The 18,886-nt window shown below is 71.1% G+C and carries 20 protein-coding genes; 7 read left to right on the top strand and 13 right to left on the bottom strand.

The genetic code is table 11. The annotated features are described in order from the left end of the window. Nucleotides 1-146 precede the first annotated feature (146 nt). Nucleotides 147-1,592: an aspartate aminotransferase family protein gene (locus J0P97_RS00975; RefSeq protein ID WP_215485902.1), complete on the bottom strand. Its 1,446-nt coding sequence runs from the start codon at nt 1,590-1,592 to the stop codon at nt 147-149. Between the two features lie 115 nt (nt 1,593-1,707). Here J0P97_RS00975 and J0P97_RS00970 point away from each other — a divergent pair, with 115 nt between their 5' ends. Next, nucleotides 1,708-2,112, top strand: a complete 405-nt coding sequence (locus tag J0P97_RS00970) for a hypothetical protein (protein ID WP_215485901.1) — start codon at nt 1,708-1,710, stop codon at nt 2,110-2,112. Nucleotides 2,113-2,150: 38 nt separating this feature from the next. Here the strand turns inward: J0P97_RS00970 and J0P97_RS00965 are convergent, their stop codons facing one another. The 3 genes from J0P97_RS00965 to J0P97_RS00955 form a co-directional block, all read right to left on the bottom strand. Continuing rightward, a complete protein-coding gene (locus J0P97_RS00965; protein WP_215485900.1) occupies nt 2,151-2,531 on the bottom strand; it encodes a cupin domain-containing protein in 381 nt (126 codons plus the stop codon). Then, nucleotides 2,528-3,964 carry an NAD(P)/FAD-dependent oxidoreductase gene (locus J0P97_RS00960; RefSeq protein WP_215485899.1) on the bottom strand — a complete coding sequence of 479 codons (1,437 nt, stop codon included), beginning with the start codon at nt 3,962-3,964 and terminating at the stop codon, nt 2,528-2,530. The genes J0P97_RS00965 and J0P97_RS00960 overlap by 4 nt, the downstream gene beginning before the upstream one ends. Nucleotides 3,965-4,081: 117 nt before the next feature. Continuing rightward, nucleotides 4,082-5,971: an alpha-amylase family protein gene (locus J0P97_RS00955; protein ID WP_215485898.1), complete on the bottom strand. Its 1,890-nt coding sequence runs from the start codon at nt 5,969-5,971 to the stop codon at nt 4,082-4,084. A gap of 78 nt (nt 5,972-6,049) precedes the next feature. Between J0P97_RS00955 and J0P97_RS00950 the strand changes: the two genes are divergently transcribed. Beyond that, nucleotides 6,050-7,549 carry an L-serine ammonia-lyase, iron-sulfur-dependent, subunit alpha gene (locus J0P97_RS00950; protein WP_215485897.1) on the top strand — a complete coding sequence of 500 codons (1,500 nt, stop codon included), beginning with the start codon at nt 6,050-6,052 and terminating at the stop codon, nt 7,547-7,549. A gap of 273 nt (nt 7,550-7,822) precedes the next feature. On the opposite strand, the gene J0P97_RS00945 is transcribed toward J0P97_RS00950, so the two are convergent. Then, nucleotides 7,823-8,251, bottom strand: coding sequence for a MarR family winged helix-turn-helix transcriptional regulator (locus tag J0P97_RS00945; RefSeq protein WP_215485896.1), 429 nt, complete (start codon nt 8,249-8,251; stop codon nt 7,823-7,825). A 49-nt stretch (nt 8,252-8,300) separates the two neighbouring features. On the opposite strand from J0P97_RS00945, the gene J0P97_RS00940 reads away from it, so the two are divergent. Further along, on the top strand, nt 8,301-10,139 hold the full coding sequence (locus J0P97_RS00940) for a DUF2207 domain-containing protein (RefSeq protein WP_215485895.1): 1,839 nt from the start codon (nt 8,301-8,303) through the stop codon (nt 10,137-10,139). Nucleotides 10,140-10,141: 2 nt separating this feature from the next. Here J0P97_RS00940 and J0P97_RS00935 read toward each other — a convergent pair whose 3' ends face one another. Further along, nucleotides 10,142-10,465 (bottom strand): hypothetical protein, encoded by a 324-nt coding sequence (locus J0P97_RS00935; protein ID WP_215485894.1) that lies wholly within the window; start codon nt 10,463-10,465, stop codon nt 10,142-10,144. A 145-nt stretch (nt 10,466-10,610) separates the two neighbouring features. Then, a complete protein-coding gene (locus tag J0P97_RS00930; RefSeq protein WP_215485893.1) occupies nt 10,611-10,895 on the bottom strand; it encodes a class I SAM-dependent methyltransferase in 285 nt (94 codons plus the stop codon). A 94-nt stretch (nt 10,896-10,989) separates the two neighbouring features. On the opposite strand from J0P97_RS00930, the gene J0P97_RS00925 reads away from it, so the two are divergent. The 3 genes from J0P97_RS00925 to J0P97_RS00915 all read left to right on the top strand — a co-directional run bounded on the left by J0P97_RS00925 (nt 10,990) and on the right by J0P97_RS00915 (nt 14,085). Then, entirely contained in the window at nt 10,990-11,520 is a 531-nt protein-coding gene (locus tag J0P97_RS00925) for a GNAT family N-acetyltransferase (protein WP_215485892.1), read from the top strand. A gap of 382 nt (nt 11,521-11,902) precedes the next feature. Then, complete coding sequence (locus J0P97_RS00920; protein ID WP_215485891.1) at nt 11,903-13,471, top strand: molybdopterin-dependent oxidoreductase; 1,569 nt, start codon at nt 11,903-11,905, stop codon at nt 13,469-13,471. A 110-nt stretch (nt 13,472-13,581) separates the two neighbouring features. Next, nucleotides 13,582-14,085, top strand: a complete 504-nt coding sequence (locus tag J0P97_RS00915) for an SRPBCC family protein (RefSeq protein WP_215485890.1) — start codon at nt 13,582-13,584, stop codon at nt 14,083-14,085. A 21-nt stretch (nt 14,086-14,106) separates the two neighbouring features. Here J0P97_RS00915 and mmuM read toward each other — a convergent pair whose 3' ends face one another. From mmuM to J0P97_RS15850, 4 genes are all read right to left on the bottom strand, one after another. Next, complete coding sequence (mmuM, locus tag J0P97_RS00910; protein ID WP_215485889.1) at nt 14,107-14,964, bottom strand: homocysteine S-methyltransferase; 858 nt, start codon at nt 14,962-14,964, stop codon at nt 14,107-14,109. Then, the gene (locus J0P97_RS00905) at nt 14,961-15,401 is read right to left on the bottom strand and encodes a DUF1622 domain-containing protein (RefSeq protein ID WP_215485888.1); all 441 of its coding nucleotides are present in this window, start codon (nt 15,399-15,401) and stop codon (nt 14,961-14,963) included. Before J0P97_RS00905 ends, mmuM begins: the two co-directional genes overlap by 4 nt. A gap of 113 nt (nt 15,402-15,514) precedes the next feature. Further along, nucleotides 15,515-15,685, bottom strand: coding sequence for a CsbD family protein (locus J0P97_RS00900; RefSeq protein WP_215485887.1), 171 nt, complete (start codon nt 15,683-15,685; stop codon nt 15,515-15,517). Nucleotides 15,686-15,773: 88 nt separating this feature from the next. Beyond that, nucleotides 15,774-16,835: a GTP-binding protein gene (locus J0P97_RS15850; protein WP_215485886.1), complete on the bottom strand. Its 1,062-nt coding sequence runs from the start codon at nt 16,833-16,835 to the stop codon at nt 15,774-15,776. Nucleotides 16,836-16,917: 82 nt separating this feature from the next. Between J0P97_RS15850 and ykgO the strand changes: the two genes are divergently transcribed. Further along, nucleotides 16,918-17,040, top strand: a complete 123-nt coding sequence (gene ykgO, locus J0P97_RS00890; protein ID WP_005049715.1) for a type B 50S ribosomal protein L36 — start codon at nt 16,918-16,920, stop codon at nt 17,038-17,040. Nucleotides 17,041-17,067: 27 nt separating this feature from the next. Here ykgO and J0P97_RS00885 read toward each other — a convergent pair whose 3' ends face one another. Continuing rightward, nucleotides 17,068-17,607: an NUDIX domain-containing protein gene (locus J0P97_RS00885; RefSeq protein WP_215485885.1), complete on the bottom strand. Its 540-nt coding sequence runs from the start codon at nt 17,605-17,607 to the stop codon at nt 17,068-17,070. A 126-nt stretch (nt 17,608-17,733) separates the two neighbouring features. Then, on the bottom strand, nt 17,734-18,690 hold the full coding sequence (locus tag J0P97_RS00880; RefSeq protein ID WP_215485884.1) for an aggregation-promoting factor C-terminal-like domain-containing protein: 957 nt from the start codon (nt 18,688-18,690) through the stop codon (nt 17,734-17,736). Between the last annotated feature and the right edge of the window lie 196 nt (nt 18,691-18,886).

Genomic DNA, 18,886 nt, shown 5'->3' with positions numbered 1-18,886 from the left:
CTGTGCCCGCCCCCGCCGCTCGCGTGCGGAAAGCAGGGCCGATCGGCTGTTCGGGGGCCGGGACGGTCACCGAAGTCCGATCCGCCCTGCTTTCGGCACGGCCGGTGCCGGTGAGGGCTGCCGCGGCGCGGGCACGGGAGGGGGCGTCAGCCGGCGGCGGCCCGGTCCGCGACGTCGAGCGCGCGGTCGATGATGTCGAGGCCGCGGACGAGGTCCTCCTCCGAGATCACGAGCGGGGGCGCGACGTGGACCCGGTTGAAGTGGGTGAAGGGCCACAGGCCCTCCTTCTTGCACGCCGCCGCGATCGCCGCCATCGGGGCGGCATCCGGGCCGGACGCGTTGAACGGCACGAGCGGCTCGCGCGTCTCGGCATCCTTCACGAGCTCGATCGCCCAGAACAGGCCCTGCCCGCGCACCTCGCCGACCGATGGGTGCTTCGCGGCCATCGCGCGCAGGCGCGGCTCCACCACGCGTGCGCCGAGGTCGCGGACGCGCTCCAGGATGCCGTCGCGCGCGAACACCTCGAAGGTCGCCACCCCCGCGGCGCACGCGAGCGGATGCCCCGAGTAGGTCAGACCGCCGGGGAAGGCGACGGTGTCGAAGCGGGCGGCGATCTCGTCCGAGATGATGACGCCGCCGAGCGGCACGTACCCCGAGTTGATCCCCTTCGCGAAGGTGATGAGGTCGGGGACGACGTCGAAGGCCTGGAAGGCGAACCACTCGCCGATCCGGCCGAAGCCGACCATGACCTCGTCGGCGATGTACACGATCCCGTACCTGTCGCACAGCGCGCGCACACCCGGCAGGTACCCGGGTGGCGGCACGAGCACCCCGTTCGTGCCGACGACGGATTCGAGGATGATCGCCCCGATCGTCGAGGCGCCCTCGAGGATGATCGTCTGCTCGAGATGCTCGAGGGCGCGCCGGGTCTCCTCTTCGGGGGATGCCGAGTGGAACGGCGACCGGTAGGCGTACGGCCCGAAGAAGTGGGCGACCGAGCCGTCGGCGGGCTCGTTGGCCCACCGGCGCGGGTCGCCGGTGAGCGTGATCGCCGTCGAGGTGTTGCCGTGGTAGCTGCGGTAGGCGGCGAGCACCTTGCGCTTGCCCGTGACCAGGCGCGCCATGCGCACCGCGTTCTCCACGGCATCCGCGCCGCCGTTCGTGAAGAAGACCTTGCTCATGCCCTCGGGCGCGACCTCGCAGATGCGGCGCGCGAGGTCGCCGCGCACGTCGTTGGCCATCGACGGCTGGATCGTGGCGAGGCGCCCCGCCTGCGCCTGGATGGCGGCGACGAGATCGGGATGCTGGTGCCCGAGGTTTAGGTTCACGAGCTGGCTGGAGAAGTCGAGGAAGGTGTTGCCTTCGTAGTCCCAGAAGCTCGCGCCGGCACCCCCCGCGACGGGGTGCGGGTCGATGAGCGCCTGGGCGCTCCACGAGTGGAAGACGTGGGCCCGGTCGTCGGCGCGGACGCGCGCGTTCGCCTCCGGATCGGCCACGGCCCCGGTGGGCACGGCTGCGGCGGCGGAGGGTGCGGCCGCGGATGCGGGCGTCGCGATGGTCGCGGTCCCTGAGACTGTCGAAGCGTCGGTCATGAGCGGGTCTCCGTCGGGTCGTCGGTGAATCTTCGGAATTCGAGGCCGTGGCCACCGTAATACGGGGAGTAGGGTCGGACCACCATCGGGGTGCGTCGTCGACGAAGGAGATCCCATGCCCACCACTATGTCGGCCAGAGGAGCGCTGTCCGCGGCATCCCTCGCGCTGGTCCTCGCCGTCAGCGGATGCACGGGCGCCGCCCCGGCCCCGGCGCCGACCGGCTCGTCGGCGCAGCTGCCCGCGCCGGTCATCGTCGAGCTCGGATCGATCGACGGCACGACCGTGACCGTGCCCCTCGGAAACGTCATCGTCCTCGCTGCGGGCGACACGAGCGTCTCCGCGTGGACCGCCGACATCGACGATCCCGACGTCCTGTCGTTCACGCCGGGGCGCGACGACGGTTCGGCCACGTTCAACCCGGGTCTGACCCCGCTGAAGGTCGGCGACTCGGGCGTCACCCTCACCGACGGCGAGACGGGCGAGACGGTGTCGTTCGAGGTCGAGGTGACGCAGGGCTGACGCCCTCGCGAGCCGCCCCGCCACCGCGGCGACCGTCGCTACACGAGGTAGACCTTGCGCAGCGTCTCGCGCACCGTCCAGACGGTCTGCATCCCCGCGGCGAGGCGCACCACGGCGCCGGGCGTGAGCGTGATCGGTGGGAGCGTGGGCGAGGTGAACTCCACCGTCGCGTCTCCTGCGAGGACGACGAACACCTCGTCGATCTCCACGTCGCGCATCGCGCCGACGGTCATCTCCCAGACCCCGATCCCCATGTCCTCGTCGAGGTCGACGGACCCCGACGCCGGGGACCCGGCGAGCACCTGTGCAGCCGGCACCGGCACGAGCGGCACGTCCACCGTGAGAGCGGACACGACGACGCCCGCATCCAGGTCGCCTCCGTCGAGGTCGTCGTCCCAACCGTCGGAGACCTCGGTCATGAGTCGAACCCGAGGCCGAGGGAGTCGAGGGTCTTCAGCAGCAGATTGCGCCGGCCCTCCCGGTGGTCGGCGCGGTCCATCGACCAGCGCGTCAGGTTGATCCCCACCGCGGCGGCGGGCTCCGGCGGGAACGGCAGCGGACGCCCCCGGACCATCTTCAGGCGCGTGCGCTCGGTGTCGGCGCCCGCGAGCAGGTCGAGCATGACCTCGCCCGCGAAGCGCGTCGATCCGACGCCGAGGCCCGTGAAGCCGGCGGCGTAGGCGACCCGTCCGCCGCGCGCCGTGCCGAAGAAGGCGGTGAACTGCGTCGAGGAGTCGATGGGCCCCGCCCACTCGTGCGAGAAGCGGAGTCCCTCGAGCTGGGGGAACGTGGTGAAGAAGTGGCTCGCGAGCGTGCGCCACACGTCGGGGCGGTGCTCGTAGCGCGGGTCGACCCGGCGGCCGTAGTGGTACAGCGCGTCATATCCGCCGAAGAGGATCCGCCCATCCTGCGTCGGACGGTAGTAGTGGAACTGGTTGGCCATGTCGCCGATTCCCTGGCGGTCGCGCCAGCCGATGGCATCCCACTGCTCGGCGCTCAGCGGCTCGGTCATGAGGGCGTAATCGTAGACAGGCACCGTCATGAGCCGGTTGCGCTTGAGCAGCGACGGGAAGACGTTCGTCGCGAGGACGGCCTGCGAGGCCCGCACCCATCCGCCGGAGGTGATGACGGTGACGCCGTTCGTGGACGAATCGAGCGCCGTGACGTGCGAGCGCTCGAAGATCTCGACGCCGCGCTCCTCGCACGCCCGCGCGAGCTCGGCGGCCAGGCGCGCGGGGTGGACGAGAGCGGCGGACCGCTTCTCCCAGATCGCGGCGAGGTAGGTCGGCGACGCGATGGACGCGCGGACGGCGGCCTCGTCGAGGTAGACGACGTCGGGATCGCCCGCGGCTTCGGCGCGCCAGTCGTCGAGCCACGCGAGCTGATGCTCCTCGACGGCCGGCGCGAGCTCGCCGGTGCGCTCGAACTGCACGTCCAGGCCCAGGTCGGCGACGGTCTGCTCGATCGCGTCGAGGTTCTCCCTGCCCAGTCGCTCGAGCTCGTCGATCTCGTCCGGCCAGCGGCTCGCGCCGTTCTCGTGGCCGTGGGTGAGGCTCGCCTCGCAGAATCCGCCGTTGCGGCCCGATGCCGCCCACCCGACCCGCTGCGCCTCGACGATCACGACGCGGCGGTGCGGGTCGCGGAGCTTCGCGAGGAGCGCCGTCCACAGTCCGGCGTAGCCGGCGCCGACGACGACGAGGTCGGCGCGCACGGTGCCGCGCAGGGGCGGACGGTCGGGCCGGAGCGCCGCCGACAGGTCCTGCGTCCAGAACACCGCCTCCTGCGTGCGGTCGAGGGCGTGCTCGACGACGGATGCCGGGGGTGCGTTTCTCTCGAAGACCGTGGTGCCCACGGGGATCACTTCCTGTCCTGTGCGGCGCTGCGACGCGCAGCGCTGTGCGCTATTCAATACGGCGCCTCGATCGGCGGCAAGGCGGGCGGGCAGAGCGACCGCGGTGCCTGTCTCAGGTCAGAGCGGACGGACCCGCAGCCACATGAACCCGTGCGGCGGCAGATCCAGCCCCTCGTCGAGGTCGCGCTCCGCGTCGTGGACGAGGTCGAACGCGGAGCGCTCGAAGCCCGAAAGCGTCAGCGGGTCGAGCCGCACCTCGGCATCCCCGACGTTCGCGAGGACGAGGAGGCGCGTCTCCGCCCCCGGGCGCTGATACCCCAGGATCGACGGATGCGGGGTGCGGAATCCGACGAGCGCGTTCCCCGCCAGCTCGGGCGCGGACTGACGGACCGAGATCAGCTTCGTCAGCCGACGGAAGACACGTCCGGCGGAGGTGCTCGGATCCTCGCGCTCGGCGTAGCGGTCGCGCGGGCGGTTCCCGCGGTGCACCCAGCGGCTGTCGCCGCGGCGCACCGGGTCGTCGGCGTACGAGTAGTCGTTCAACTGCGCTACTTCGTCGCCGAGGTAGAGCAGCGGGATGCCGCCGGTCGAGAGGGCGAGGGCGTAGGCGAGGACGACGCGGTCCTCGCCGCCCGGATCCCCGGCCTCGATGCCCGCCAGGGAGGCGGTCGTGCCGGTGACGCGGGCATCCCCGGTCTCGGGGTTCTCCTGGAAGGCGACCCCGCGGGCGAAGGACCCGTCGAACCGGCCGGTGTAGAAGCGGTTGAGGAACTGGCGGTGGCGGTAGCCGTCGATGCCGAGCGCTGCGGCGTCCTCGTCGGCGAACGTCCACCCGATGTCGTCGTGGCTGCGCACGTAGTTGACCCACGCGGTGCCTTCGGGAAGCGCGTGGCGGTGCTCGAGGGCATCCTGCAGCAGACGAGCGTCGCGCGTGGCGAGCGCCTCCCACGTCAGCGCCATCTGCAGCGGGTTGTAGGACAGCTCGCACTCGGTGGGGGAGATGTAGCTGATGACCTCGTCGGGGTGGACGATCGCCTCCGACTTGAAGAGCATGCCCGGGGCCGCCATCGCGAGCACCGCATTGAAGGCCTGCAGCAGCAGGTGCGCCTCGGGGAGCGACTCGCAGGAGGTGCCGAGGCGCTTCCAGATGAAGGCCACGGCGTCCATCCGCAGGACGTCGACGCCGCGGTTGGCGAGGAAGAGCATCTCGCCGGCCATCGCGCGGAAGACGGCGGGGTTCGCGTAGTTGAGGTCCCACTGGTAGTGGTAGAACGTCGACCAGATCCACCGCCCGTCCTCCAGCTGGACGAACGATCCGCGGTGATCGTCGGGGAAGATCTCCCGGGTCGTCCGCTCGTAGGCGTCGGGCATCTCGCGGTCGGGGAAGATCAGGTAGAAGTCGGCGTACTCGGGATCTCCCGCGACGGCCCCCCGCGCCCACTCGTGCTCGTTGCTCGTGTGATTGAAGATGAAGTCGACGACGAGCGCGATCCCCGCGGTACGCAGGTCTCCGGCGAGGTCGGTCAGGTCCTCCATCGTCCCGAGGCTCGGATCCACGGCGCGATAGCTCGAAACGGCATACCCGCCGTCGTTGTCGCCCTCCGGCGCCGCGAACAGCGGCATGAGGTGCAGGTAGGTGAGCCCGAGGTCGCGCAGGTATGGGATCTGGTCGCGCATACCGGCGAGGTTGCCCGCGAACCGGTCGACGTAGGCGACCCCGCCGAGCATCCGCTCCGATTGGAACCACTGCCGGTCGGTCTCGCGTTGCGCGTCGCGGGCCTTCAACTCCAGCGGGCGCGCGTTCCACGAGGCGGATGCCGCGGCGACGGTCGCGGCGAGCTGCTCCTGCCCGTCCGTCCGGTCGCCGTAGAGCTGGGTGAACAGGCCGTGCAGCCGGGGGAACTGGGCGTCGAATCGCTCCAGGAACCCTTCGTCGACGCGCCCGGCCGCCTCGAGGGCCTCGAGCGCAGCGGCGCGATCGGATGCCAGAGCCGTCAGCGCGGTCACGGTGCCTCAATCCCCATGCCCCACAGCCTAGATGCAGTGGTCCGCGAGCGCCCTTTCGCGGCGGCGTAGTCTCGGAGGATGAGTGCGTACGTCTCCGCGTTCGAGCTGTTCTCCATCGGAGTGGGCCCCTCGAGCTCGCACACCGTCGGCCCGTTGCGGGCCGCACGCGACTTCGCCGCACGCGCGGTGAGGCTGCCGGGCCTCCGCCGGGTGACGTGCGTGCTGTACGGGTCTCTCGCCGCCACCGGCCTCGGCCATGGCACGCCGGACGCCGTCGTGGCGGGTCTCCTCGGTCACGACCCGGAGACGGTGGATCCCGACCTCGTCCGCGGCGCGTGGACCGACTGGGCCGACGGCGCGGACCTCCGTGTCGCGGGAACCCGACCGGTCCCGTTCGCGCGCGAGGACATCTCGTTCGAGCCGCGGAGCCGCCCGGGCGGTCACCCCAACACGATGACGCTGCGCGCCTGGGGTGACGGCGGGGGCCACATGGACGAGCTTCTCGCGGAGGATACGTACCTCTCGATCGGCGGTGGGTTCATCCGCCGTGAGGGAGCGGAGCCCGACCTGACCACGGCTCCTTTCCCGTATCGGTTCTCGACTGCCGCCGAGCTGCTGGACGTGTGCGACGAGCACGGCCTGACGATCGCCGAGCTCGCCCGCCGCAACGAGGAGGCCCTCCGCAGCGAGGACGAGGTGGCCGCAGAGCTCGACGCCATCTGGGATGCCATGTCCGCGTGTGTGGACGCTGGCCTGCACTCCGACGGGGTGCTCCCCGGCATCCTGCGCGTCAAGCGGCGCGCGAGCGCGATCCGGGAGCAGCTCGAGGAATCGGAGGCGGAGACGGGGCGCGAGCTTCCGGGGGAGTGGCTGGGAACCTTCGCGCTCGCGGTCAACGAGGAGAACGCCGCCGGCGGGCGGGTCGTGACAGCGCCCACCAACGGCGCCGCCGGCATCCTTCCTGCGGTCGCGATGTACTGGTGGCGCTTCCTCGCCGACGCGGGCCTCGGGTCCTCGACCGCCGTGACGCCCTACGGGGAGCTCGTCGGGTCGGCGCTGCTCGGCCTGCACGCCCCGGACGGCCCGCCGTCCGTCCTCGACGCCTCGGCGGAGCTCGCCCTCGCCGACGCGAACCGGCGTCGCGGCATCCGCCGCTACCTGCTCACGGCGACGGCCCTCGGCTCGCTCTTCAAAGCGAACGCGTCGATCTCCGGTGCGGTGGGCGGATGCCAGGCGGAGGTCGGGTCCGCGTGCGCGATGGCCGCCGGCGGGTTGACCGCCGTCATGGGCGGCACGAACCGCCAGATCGAGAACGCCGCCGAGATCGCCATGGAGCACCACCTGGGCCTCACCTGCGACCCGGTCGGTGGGCTCGTGCAGATCCCCTGCATCGAGCGCAATGCGATCGCGGCATCGACCGCGGTGACTGCGGCGCGTCTCGCGCTCCGCGGCGACGGAGAGCACTACGTCTCGCTCGACATGGTCGTCGAGACGATGCGTCAGACCGGGATCGACATGTCCACGAAGTACAAGGAGACGAGCGAGGGCGGCCTCGCTGTCAACGTCATCGAGTGCTGAGCGTGCTGGCGGGGCGCGCCCGTTCGCCGGGCGCGCTCCCCGGGAATGCGCGGCTCGAACCCCGCCGATGCGCCAGGTGGACGCGATGGCGGGGATCGCGGCATCCCCCGCGGCGTGCGATTGCGGCGCGCAGGACCCCGACGTCGGTGTGCTCGCGCCGGATGTGCAGCGAGGTGAGTCGCACGCGGGCAATCAGCGCCACGACAAGCGCGAACGCGTCACATGCAGGCGCAGAATCCCGCGCCCCGCCCAGCCCCGCCCCGTCAGTCCAGGTCAGCGGCAGCGCAGCTTCTGCGCCAGCGCCTGGAGCTGGGCGAGTTCGACATCGTCGAGCACCGACATGCGCTCCGCGATCGATCGCGCGTGGGCGGATGCCACGCGGCGGAACGCGCTGAGGCCGTCCTCGGTCGCGGTGAGCACCGCGCCGCGCCCGTCCTGCGGGTCGGGGCATTTGGAGAGAAGCCCCCGCGAGACCATCCGGTCGACGAGCCGGGACACGCTCGGCTGACTGATCAGCATGTTCGCCGTCACGTCCCGCAGGCGCGCCGAGCCGTTCTCGCCCCGCGCGACCGTGAGCAGCACGTCGTACTCCGCCTGCGCGAGATCGGAGTCCGAGAAGTCGCCGCTGATCTGACGGAACACCTCGTGCTGAGCGCGGAAGAGACTCTCCCACGCCGACACGGCGAGGCGGCGATCGGTCATGCCGTCAACTGTAGTGCGTGCCGTGTGAGGGCCCCCGTAGGGTGGTCGCATGCGCCGGAACCGTGTCCTCGCCGCCGTCCTCACCACGGTCGCCGCGACGGCCGCATCGCTCGCGATCGTCCTGATCGGGCCGACTGCGGCGAGGGCGCAGACCCCCACCGAGGCCGCCCTCGCCGTGCCCTCCGGAGTCGACGACTTCGTCTTCGACTCGTTCGACGCGGACTACACCCTCACGCGGGCCGAGGACGGGGGGAGCAGGCTGCGCGTCGTGGAGACGATCGTCGCGGTCTTCCCCGAGACGGACCAGAACCACGGCATCCGGCGTCTCGTGCCCGACACCTACAACTCGCAGCCGGTGCGCCCGCACCTCGTCTCGGTGACCGACGAGACCGGCGCGCCGCGGGAGAGCGAGGTCGAGGAGGACGGTGGGGTGTTCTCGATCGTCTCGCGGGCCGATTCCTACGTGCACGGGCGGCAGACCTACGTCCTGACCTACACGCTCGAGAACGTCACCTGGAACTTCCCCGACACCGGCCTCGAGTTCTACTGGGACGTCAACGGCGTCGACTGGGAGCAGCCCTTCAGCGCCGTGACCGCGCGCCTGCACCTCGCGTCGGACCTGGCGTCGCAGCTCACCGGAAGGCTGTCCTGTTACCAGGGTGCGCAGGGCTCGGCGGATGCCTGCGCGTCGATCACCTCGGATCCCGGGCCGGACGGGGGCGTGGTCATCACGGCATCCGCCGGCTCCCTCGCGCCGCAGCAGACGCTGACGATGGCGGTGGGCTTCGCACCGGGGACCTTCACCGTCTTCGATTCGTCGTACCTCGGCTCACCCCTCGGCTGGCTGCAAGCGGTCGCCGGCCTCGGGGTCCTCGGTGGCGCGGGGCTCGCTCTCCGCGCGAGGCGGCGGGGGCTCGCCGACGACCCGGGGCGGCCCACCATCATCGCCGAGTACACGCCGCCGAGCGGCGTCGATGCGCTCGAGAGCGCAGTGCTGCTCGGCAAACGCGACAAGGCGATCCCCGCCGAGATCCTGGAGCAGGCGGTCGCCGGGTCGATCCGCATCATCGAGGGCGAACGCGGGTGGACGGGCAAGGCGAAGCTCACCGCGGAACTCGTCGACCCCTCCCGCGCAGACGCCGACGGCAGTCTGCTGCTGGGCGCGCTCTTTCCGGCGGGGCAGGCGGGCGAGACCTATCAGTTCGGGCGACAGGATTCGCGGTTCGCCTCGAAGGCGCAGAAGATCCTCACCGCCGCCGACAAGGACCTCACCGCGCGCGGGCTGCGGCGTGCGGTGCCGACGGGGACGCGAGCATGGCCGATCGTCGCGACCCTCGTCGCCGGCGCCCTGGTGTTCGTCTTCGGAATGGTGGCGCTCGGGTCGGGGGTGCAGGCCGTCGTCCCGACGGTCGTCATGGTCGCCGCCGGCCTGCTCGTCGTGCTCGCGCTCTGCCTCGTCGTCCGCCGTCCGCTCTCGGCTCAGGGTGCGGAGGTGCGTGACCACCTGAAAGGTCTCGAGGAGTTCATCGCCTGGGCGGAAGCCGACCGCATCCGCATGCTTCAGTCGCCCGCCGGCGCCGAGCGGGTGCCGGTCGACGTGAGCGACCCGCGGCAGAAGCTGGCGCTGTACGAGAAGCTGCTGCCGTATGCCGTCGTGTTCGGGCAGGAGAAGGAGTGGTCGAGCCAGCTCGCCGTCCTCTACACAGCGGTGGGCGCGGCGGGTCCGTATTGGTACTACGGGACGGGCGCCTTCGACGCATCGGGGTTCTCGTCGAGCATCGGCTCACTCTCGGCGGCGGCGGCGAGTTCGTCTTCGACCTCGGGCGGCTCCTCGGGCGGCGGGTCGGCCGGGGGCGGGGGCGGTGGCGGAGGCGGAGGTGGGGTGTGAGCTCAGCGCGCGGTGGCGCCACTGCCCGGCTCGAGGATCTCGCGGAGCGTGGCGAGGTCGATCGGAGTCTGGGCGCCCTCGATGCTCTCCGTGAGTGAGAACGGCAGGCCGTGGTCGGTGAGGAAGGCGATCGCCTTCTCGAGGCGGGGGGCCGTCACGATGTGCGCGGTGCCGAACAGACGCGCGGTGTAGAGCGGCTCGCCGGCGCGGATCGCGTGGCGCATCTCCACCGTCGACCGGTCCGTGATGCGATACAGGGCCTGCAGGATGGCGCTCGGAAGATCCGGGCGTCCGTCGAGGGTGAGGGAGATCGCGAGGTCGGTCATCCGACCAGTCCACCACAGTGCCGGGCCGGGACGCAGTGAGGGCCGGTCGGAGAGGCATCCGACCGGCCCTTGTCCCTTTGCACCAAGAGTGTCCTGCAATCACATGAGGTAGCTGCCACAGCAAAACAACTACCGTGCGAGCACTCTATAACGGAAAGATAACGACCCACAAGGCCCGGTCGTTATCTTTTCGTGACTCATTCCGGATGCATAGGTTCACGCGCTCGGTCGCGGCCGCCGACGGGTCGACGCCGACGACATCGCGTCCTGGCGCCGCGAGGCTCACGGTCAGCATTCCGGTTCCACACCCCACGTCGAGGATCGTGGACGCACCGATCTCATCAGCGAGGGACCGGTAGAAGTCGTCATCTGGCCCGTCGGGGTTGTCGATGTCGTACAGCTCGACGAGCCGCGGGTCCTCATACGCCATTCGCCGAAGCTACCTGTCGGAAGGGCCCTGCGCGTCGGGCGTCGTTCCACCGTGTGCACGGTTGCCGCTCGTGGACCCGGGTGATCGTGCAACCATGATCGGCATGCGTATCGACGCCTACGACGGTGCATCTGCGGCAACGCAGGTGGGCATCGTGCACGCCGTCTACGCGAGCCAGTATCCGCCAGGGACTCCGATCGACGAGTGGCGCGAAGGTATCTGGTCTGCGCATCGCTCTCGCGAAGGCTTCGACCTCCTGATCGCGAGAGAGGGTGACGAGGTTGCCGGCCTGGTCTGGGGCTACGTCGGCGAGCGAGGGCAGTTCTGGACGGACCTCGCCGCAGCCTCCCTCGCCGAGGACGTCGCCGACGCCTGGCTCGGGGGGCACTTCGAGGTGGTGGAATTGATCGTTCTCCCTGCCTACCGCCGTCGGGGACTCGGTGCGGCCCTTCTGGCGAGGATCCTTGAGCGTTCTGATCGGCCCCGAGCCCTTCTCAGCGTGGCTGACACGAACGTGCCGGCGCGGGCCCTCTACGCGTCGATGGGATGGGTGGTGCTCGGACCTCTCGGAGCCCGTTCGTCGGTCATGGGTATCGCGCCCTGCCTCGAGGCCGGCCCCATTTGAGGATTGCGGCGGGGAGGGTTACGGCCGCGTACCTCCGGCTCGCCCTCGGCCCTCGGCCCTCGGCCCTTGTCGTGGGAGTGCGGTGATCGAACGCGGGCACGAGGAACGCCACGATGAGAACGACCGCCGCGACCAGCCCTGTCGCGCCGAGCACGGGGTTCGTCGCGAGAAAGGCGAGGGACACAGCGGCCAGCACCGCGCCGCCGACGACGCCGATCCACCGACCACGAGTCTTCTCAGCCATGGCGTCAGCTTCTCGCCGCTCGGTCGAGTTCCACAGCCCCCTGGTCGGTGGAGACGGCGCCGCCCCACGCGCACCCATCCGATTCGAGGACCGCGCCGAACAACTCAAGTACCCCGACCCCGGCGGCAGGAGATCACTGTGACGACGCACACCGGCCGTGCCCGTTCCCTCGCGCTGGCGGCCCTGGCAGGCATCGTCAGCGGCGCCGTCTTCCTGGGGGTCGCGGAGCTTCTCGCGCTGCTCGTGGCGCGGGGCGCCAGCCCGATCCTCGCGGTGGGTGGCTTCGTGATCGACATCGTTCCGCAGCCGTTCAAGGAGTTCGCGATCGCGACCTTCGGCGCCAACGACAAGATCGCCCTGCTCGCCGGCCTCGGCCTCGCGGTGGTCATCGCCTCGGCGATCGGGGGCGTTCTGGAGTATCTCCGCAGCCCGCTCGGCGTCGTGGTCGTCGCCATCGCCGGTGTCCTTTCGACCGCGGCGATCGTCTCTCGTACGGGTGTCACGCCCCTCTCCTTCCTGCCGCCCGTGATCGCCACCGTCGCGGCATCCGTCGTGCTGATCGTCCTCGGCCGGCGCCTCCGTCGGTGGCGGAACGGTGTGCCGGAGGGGAGCGAGTCGGACGCCGATCGACGCGGGGTCGACCGTCGAGGCTTCTTCCTGCTCGCGGGCATCGCCGGCGCCTCGGCGGTCGTCGTCGGCGTCGCGGCCCGCGTGGTCACGGCGGCGACCTCGTCGGTGGAAGCGCTGCGCAGCGCGCTCCGGCTCCCGCCCCCGCGCTCCCGTCTGACTGTCCCGGCGGGTGCAGAGCTGGACGTTCCCGGTCTGTCGCCCCTGTTCACTCCGAACGCGGACTTCTACCGCGTCGACACGGCACTGACCGTGCCGACAGTCGACCCGACGACGTGGCGCCTGGTCGTCGACGGCATGGTCGACCAGCGCGTGGAGCTGAGCTTCGATGACCTCGTCGGCATGGGCCTCGACGAGTACGGCATCACGCTGACCTGCGTGTCGAACGAAGTCGGCGGCCAGCTCGTCGGCAACGCCGTCTGGCTCGGGGTCCCCGTGCGCGACATCCTCCGCATGGCCGGGCCGCAGGCAGGCGCTGACATGGTGCTCTCCCGCAGCGTCGACGGCTACACGGCCAGCACCCCCCTCTCCTCCCTCACGGACGACGGGCTCGACGCGATCCTCGCGGTGGCGATGAACGGCGAGCCCCTCCCCGCCGAGCACGGCTTCCCCGTGCGGATGGTCGTCCCCGGTCTGTACGGCTACGTGTCGGCCACGAAGTGGCTGACCGAGCTGAAGGTGACGACGTTCGCCGCGGACGAGGCCTACTGGACCCCGCGCGGCTACAGCGCCGAAGCCCCCATCAAGCTCGCGTCGCGGGTGGACGTCCCGAAAGCCGGGGACGCCGTTCCCGCAGGACGCGTCGCGGTCGCGGGCATGGCATGGGCACAGCCGGTCGGCGTCGACCGCGTCGAGGTGAACATCGACGACACCGGGTGGATGCCGGTGACGCTCTCCGCGCCGGTGAACGGCGACACCTGGGTGCAGTGGATGTACGAGTGGGATGCGACGCCCGGCACGCACTACATCGCCGTGCGCGCCCGCAACAAGAACGGCGACCTGCAGATCCAGGAGCGCGCGCCGATCGCGCCGAACGGCTCGAGCGGGTGGCAGCGTGTGCTCGTGACGGTCGGGTCCTGAGCGATCCGCGCCTGCGGAACGAGCTCGTCCGCGACGCCCCGTGAACCACGTACCCCCGCGAGGGGCCCTCGGGCGCGTCGACGGTGGGTGGGGTATGTCAGCATGTCTTCATGCCGCTCATCGGTCAGTCGGATCTTTCGGTTCCGGTCGTCGTTCAGGCGAGAAGCCGCGTCGCTCCGCCGCGGGCCTTCGACATCGTCGTGCCGATCGACCTCTCCCGGATCTTCACGCGGTGGGGGCCGTTCCCGGGTGTGCGCGGGGTGCGCGATCAGGGTGGACCCTGGGATGCGGTGGGGCGAACCCGGACGCCGCTTCTGACCGACGGCTCGACCGCCGATGAGCGGATCACAGAGCTCACGGCGCCGTCCAGCTTCGCGTACGAGATCACGGGGTTCACGAATATCCTGGGTCGGCTCGTGCACGGCGTCCGTGGGGAGTGGACCTTCACGCCCGATGGTGGCGGAACGGTGCTGCGGTGGACCTACGAGTTCCACCCGCGTCCTGGCCGGCATGTCCTCGTCGCCGCGATCATCGCGCCGCTGTGGCGGCGGGCGATGGGCGCCGCGATGGGCAGGACGGTTCGCGTGATCGACGAGGCCTCCGGTCCGGCGTGACCCTGACGGTCGCCGCGGGTCTCAGCGACCGAGCATCGCCGCCAGTCGAGTGATGTCCGCGGGGGTGGTGCGGCAGCATCCGCCGACGATCCGGGCGCCGGAGGCGATCCACTCCTGGGCGCCGTCCGTCGGGATGCCGGCATCCCCCTCCCAGCGGCGAGCCTGCGCGTCCCAGCGCTCGCCGCTGTTCGGGTAGGCGAGGCCGGGCAGCCCCGGCGGGACGAGGGCGAGAGCCCCCGCGACGGCCTCGGGCGCGCAGCAGTTCACCCCGGCGGCGACCATCCCCGGGGTCGCGGCGATCACGGCGAACGCGTCGGCGAGCTCTCCCGGTCGCCAGCCCGTGCTCGACGCGGAGAGGGAGACCCACGCGGTCGCGCCGAGCTCCGCCACCTCGGCGCACAGCGCCTCGACCTCGGTGAGGCAGGGCACGGTCTCGATGGCGAGCGCATCGGCGCCCGATGAGGCGAGGGCCTCGAGGCGTCGACGGTGCCAGTCGCGCAGCTCCGTGCGCGAGAGGCCGTAGTCGCCGGTGTACTCGCTCCCGTCCGCGCGGACGGCGCCATATGGGCCGACGGATGCCGCGACGAAGCGCGCACCCGCGTCGCGGGCGACCGCGACGCTGTTCTGGAGCAGGAGCTCGACCTCGTCGTCCGCCAGCTGAATGCCGAAACCCACCTGGTAGGAGGTCGTGATGAGGATGTCCGCCCCCGCGGCGACGAACTCCTCGTGGGCGCGCCGTACCTCGTCCGGGTCGTCGCGAAGGAGCCGAGCCGACCAGAGATTGCCGCTCACGTCGTTGCCCCTCGACTCCAGCAGGGTGCCCATGCCTCCGTCGAGGAGGAGAGGCCCGTCCGAGAGTGCCGCGCGCAGATCTCTCACGATGCCGGTGCCTCGGGCGGCGCACCCGACGCCCCGGCGGCACGGTCCCGGCGGACGTTCTCTGCGATCAGCTGGCCGCCGCTCGTGAGGAGGGCCCGACGCCAAGGAGCGACACCCTCGATCTCGATCTGGATGGACATCGAGAGCACCGTCCGGATCAGCACGATGAGACCGAGGATCAGGGCGTCCTCGATCGACGGTTTCGACGTGATGGTGCGGATGAGATCCGCCGCGACGAGAACCTCGAGGCCCAGGAGGATCGCGGCGCCGAGCGTGTTGCGTAGAAGCAGGTAGGCGGCGTGACCGTCGCGTGACCGTCGCAGCGAACGGACGGCGAGCACCACGGCGATGATGAATCCGACGACCATCGCGAGTGCACCGAGCGCCTCGAAGCTCACCGCGATCACGGTGAAGAATGATTCGATCCCGTCGACCACGCGGCCCCCTCATCCTCGTTCCGGTCAGGTCGCGATCCCGACAGGATCACTCTACGGCGACCCCGCAGACGCACGAACGCCCCCGTCCGAAGACAGGGGCGTTCGTGGGCGGTTTACTTGAAGGCGTCCTTGACGTCTTCGCCGGCCTTCTTGACCTTGGCCTTGGCCTGGTCGGCTTCACCCTCGGCTTCGAGGCGCTCGTTGTGCGTCGCCTTGCCGACGCCCTCCTTCACCTTGCCTCCGAGGTCTTCCGCTGCGTTCTTGATCTTGTCGTCGAGTCCCATAGGGTTCCCCTTTCGCTGGCGAATGCCTCGAACGTACGCCCGCGCGGGACGCGCGAGCCAGGGGGTTGACGCGGTGGGGCGCCCGGGCCTAATGGCCGTCGCCGTCACGACCGTGGGGGTCGTGGTCCAGCACGTCCTCCTCGGCCCACACGGGGAGCGGATCGGCCCACGTGGCCCACGCCTGCGGGCCGGCGGCGAGCTCGGCATCCGTCACCAGCGCCTCGTCGAGCAGACGCGCGACCGCGCCCGGCATGAGGTCGACGCCGGTGAACGCCAGATCCTGTGCGGTGAGGCTGCTCTCCATGTCGGCATCGAGCGGATCGATCCAGATCGCCGGGCCGACCTGGTCCCATCGTGCGAGGGTGCGGGCGCGGGAGGCGATCCGGCAGAATCCGGCCGAGCGCACGAGGCGTCCGGCCCGACCGGCGTCGAGCGCATCCAGCGCGGCGACGAGCCGCGCGGGGTGGAAGGGGCGGAGCCGCTCGTAGCGCTCCGTCGTCACGCGCCGGTCGGTGAGGTACGGGTCGTGCTCGTCGTTCAGGGCGCGAACCCATCCGGCGCGCTCGAGGATCTCGTCGGCGGCATCCCCGGCGCTCGCTCGGCCGCCACCGCGCAGGGCGTCGAGGTCCTCGGCGGCCCCGCGGGAGAGGCGCACCCGCGCGGTCGGCGCGAGGTGGGCGAGCAGCGACATGAGCACGGAGAGTCGTGCCGTCTCCAGTCGCTCCCAGTTCACGATGCAGACGTGGGAGGCCGTCTCGATCTGAGACGCGCCGCGCCGAGCCCGCGCGCCGACATCGCCGCGGTCATCGCCCGGCCCCGCGCCCGGCACCAGGCGGGAGCGGTCGCGCAGGTCGTCGAGCAGGTGCGGGGCGTCGACGACGCAGATGACGTCGGGCGCGGGGCGGCGCAGGCAGGGCTCCAGGTGGAGCGCGTCGACGTCGGCGTCCACGTCGAGGACGACGCCGTCGATCTCGTTCCGTGTCCGCGCGATGCGCACCGGGGTGGGCTGCGGGGCCGAGCCCGACGCGGCGCCGGAGGTCGGATCCGACACCCGCACGACGGCCCGACCGATCGCCGTCGCCAGGGCCGCAGCGTACCTGCGCCGCTCCGAGGAGCAGAGGCCGACGACGACGATGGGGGAGGAGGGCACGGGGGGTCCTGCTTTCGCGTTGACGATGGGGTCCGGGACAGCCTAGCCTGATAGTGAGAAACGTTCTCAATAAGGAGGCATCGTGAAAGTCCGTGCGTCACTCAAGTCGCTCAAGGAGCAGCCCGGCGCCCAGGTCGTCCGCCGTCGCGGGCGCGTCTACGTCATCAACAAGCAGAACCCCCGTTTCAAGGGCCGTCAGGGCTGAGAGCCACGCACCCCGGGGGTGGCGCGCTCAGGCGAAGCGCCCCAGGTGGATGCCGGCGAACGCGAGCGCGGCCACGCTCTCGCCGTCGGTGATCTCGCCGCGGCGCACCATCGAGAGGACCTCGCCGAACGGCAGCCAGCGCACCGCATCGATGCCCTCTTCGCCCTGCGTCGCGCCGGCATCCTCGGCCGGCGCGATGCCGCGGGCGAGGTAGACGTACTCCGGCGCGCGCGCGATGCCGTTGAGCGCATCCATCTGTCCGATCAACGTCCACTCGAGGGCGGAATGCCCCGTCTCCTCGAGGAGTTCGCGCTGCGCGGCGAGCAGTGGATCCTCCCCATCCGAGCCTCCGGCGGGCACCTCGACGGAGGCGCCTGTCGTGTACCTGTCCAGCGACACGAGGCAGACCCGGTCCTCGTCGTCGATCGCGACGATGAAGACGGCCGGATGCCGCATCTCGACGACGCCGTAGATGCCCTCTCCGTGCGGCCCGAGGATCTCATTCTCCTCGACGCGGATCCAGCGGTTCTCGTACACGATGCGCGATCCGCGCGTCTCCCACGCCATGTCGCCACCCTATCCGCGCGTTCGGAGCCGCGGCGGCGTCACCCGCAGACGCCGAACGGCCCGGAGCATGCTCGACGCATGTCGCTCCGGGCCGTTCGTGACTGTCGCGGCGTGGACGGTCGCCGGTCAGTACCAGCCGTTGGACTCCGAGTGGTCCCACGCGCTGCACGGCGAACCGTAGCGGCCGGCGATGTAGCCGAGGCCCCACGCGATCTGCGTCGCAGGGTTCGTCTGCCAGTCCGCGCCGGCGGAGGCCATCTTGCTGCCGGGGAGAGCCTGCGGGATGCCGTAGGCGCCGCTCGAGTTGGCCGCATTGACGCGCCAGCCCGACTCGCGGTTCCACAGCGACAGCAGGCAGGCGAACTGGTCGTCGCCCCAGCCGTAGCTGGAGGCGGCCATCGAGCGTCCGATGCCCTGTGCCGACGCGGGGTCGACGTTCACGTCGACGGAGGGGGCGGAGCTGCCCCCGGAGGATGACGAGGACGAGGACGAGGACGACTGCTCCTCCGCCGCCTTCGCAGCGGCGGCCGCCTCGGCTTCGGCGGCGGCCTGCGCGGCCGCGGCTTCGGCGGCGGCCTGCGCGGCGGCGGCAGCGGCGGCTTCGGCGGCGGCCTTCGCAGCAGCTTCCTCCTCCGCCTTCTTCGCGACGGCCGCGTCGAGGCGACCGCGGAGCATGGCGGCCTGCTCGCGCACCGTCTGCGTCGCGGTGGAGGCCTCGGCGGTGAGGCTCGGCACCAGCAGCGCAGGCGTCACATCGAGCGCCTCGAGCTTTTCGACGACCTCGCCGAGCGGAGCGGTGTTCACGACCGTGGAGCTCGCGCCGATGTCGAGCCCGGAGGTGCGGATGTCGACCGTCACCTGTCGGGCCTCATCGATCGCAGCACGCGCGTCCAGGAGGGCGGAGCGGCCCTGCGAGGCGATCTCGGCGAGCGGCGCCGATACGGCCTCGGCACGCGCGGACGCGGGGGAGGACGAGGTCGACGCGGCGTGCGGAAGCGCCGCTCCGGTCGTGGTGATCATTCCGACGACGAGCCCGGCGCAGACGATCGCGGGCGTGAAGGAGCGGAGAGAGAAACGGGGCATAGAGAGACTTCCGGTGAACCTGGACCGCAGGGTGCTGGGCATCAGCCACGGTGTGCGTCCTCGGGTGGGCGCGAAGGTCACAGGTTTGCAACGTTCTCTGGACAGAACAGGTGTGAAGCCTGGACGTTCCCTGAGTGCGCAGCCCGAGAATGCGGGTCGGAGGGGCCCCGCCGGACCTCATTTTCTCCGGGCGCTT

Source organism: Microbacterium flavum, assembly GCF_018717645.1.
In the GTDB taxonomy this organism is placed as follows: Bacteria; Actinomycetota; Actinomycetes; order Actinomycetales; family Microbacteriaceae; genus Microbacterium; species Microbacterium flavum.
Note: the sequence above shows the minus strand (reverse complement) of the source record. Positions and strands in the feature narration are given on the sequence as shown.

Coding starts and splice junctions, on each gene's coding strand:
- J0P97_RS00940 (WP_215485895.1), top strand. CDS start 8,301: ATGCGCCGGAACCGTGTCCTCGCCGCCGTCCTCACCACGGTCGCCGCG.
- J0P97_RS00935 (WP_215485894.1), bottom strand. CDS start 10,465: ATGACCGACCTCGCGATCTCCCTCACCCTCGACGGACGCCCGGATCTT.
- J0P97_RS00930 (WP_215485893.1), bottom strand. CDS start 10,895: ATGGCGTATGAGGACCCGCGGCTCGTCGAGCTGTACGACATCGACAAC.
- J0P97_RS00880 (WP_215485884.1), bottom strand. CDS start 18,690: ATGCCCCGTTTCTCTCTCCGCTCCTTCACGCCCGCGATCGTCTGCGCC.
- J0P97_RS00915 (WP_215485890.1), top strand. CDS start 13,582: ATGCCGCTCATCGGTCAGTCGGATCTTTCGGTTCCGGTCGTCGTTCAG.
- J0P97_RS00900 (WP_215485887.1), bottom strand. CDS start 15,685: ATGGGACTCGACGACAAGATCAAGAACGCAGCGGAAGACCTCGGAGGC.
- J0P97_RS00925 (WP_215485892.1), top strand. CDS start 10,990: ATGATCGGCATGCGTATCGACGCCTACGACGGTGCATCTGCGGCAACG.
- J0P97_RS00970 (WP_215485901.1), top strand. CDS start 1,708: ATGCCCACCACTATGTCGGCCAGAGGAGCGCTGTCCGCGGCATCCCTC.
- J0P97_RS00975 (WP_215485902.1), bottom strand. CDS start 1,592: ATGACCGACGCTTCGACAGTCTCAGGGACCGCGACCATCGCGACGCCC.
- J0P97_RS00885 (WP_215485885.1), bottom strand. CDS start 17,607: ATGGCGTGGGAGACGCGCGGATCGCGCATCGTGTACGAGAACCGCTGG.
- J0P97_RS00945 (WP_215485896.1), bottom strand. CDS start 8,251: ATGACCGATCGCCGCCTCGCCGTGTCGGCGTGGGAGAGTCTCTTCCGC.
- J0P97_RS00965 (WP_215485900.1), bottom strand. CDS start 2,531: ATGACCGAGGTCTCCGACGGTTGGGACGACGACCTCGACGGAGGCGAC.
- J0P97_RS00950 (WP_215485897.1), top strand. CDS start 6,050: ATGAGTGCGTACGTCTCCGCGTTCGAGCTGTTCTCCATCGGAGTGGGC.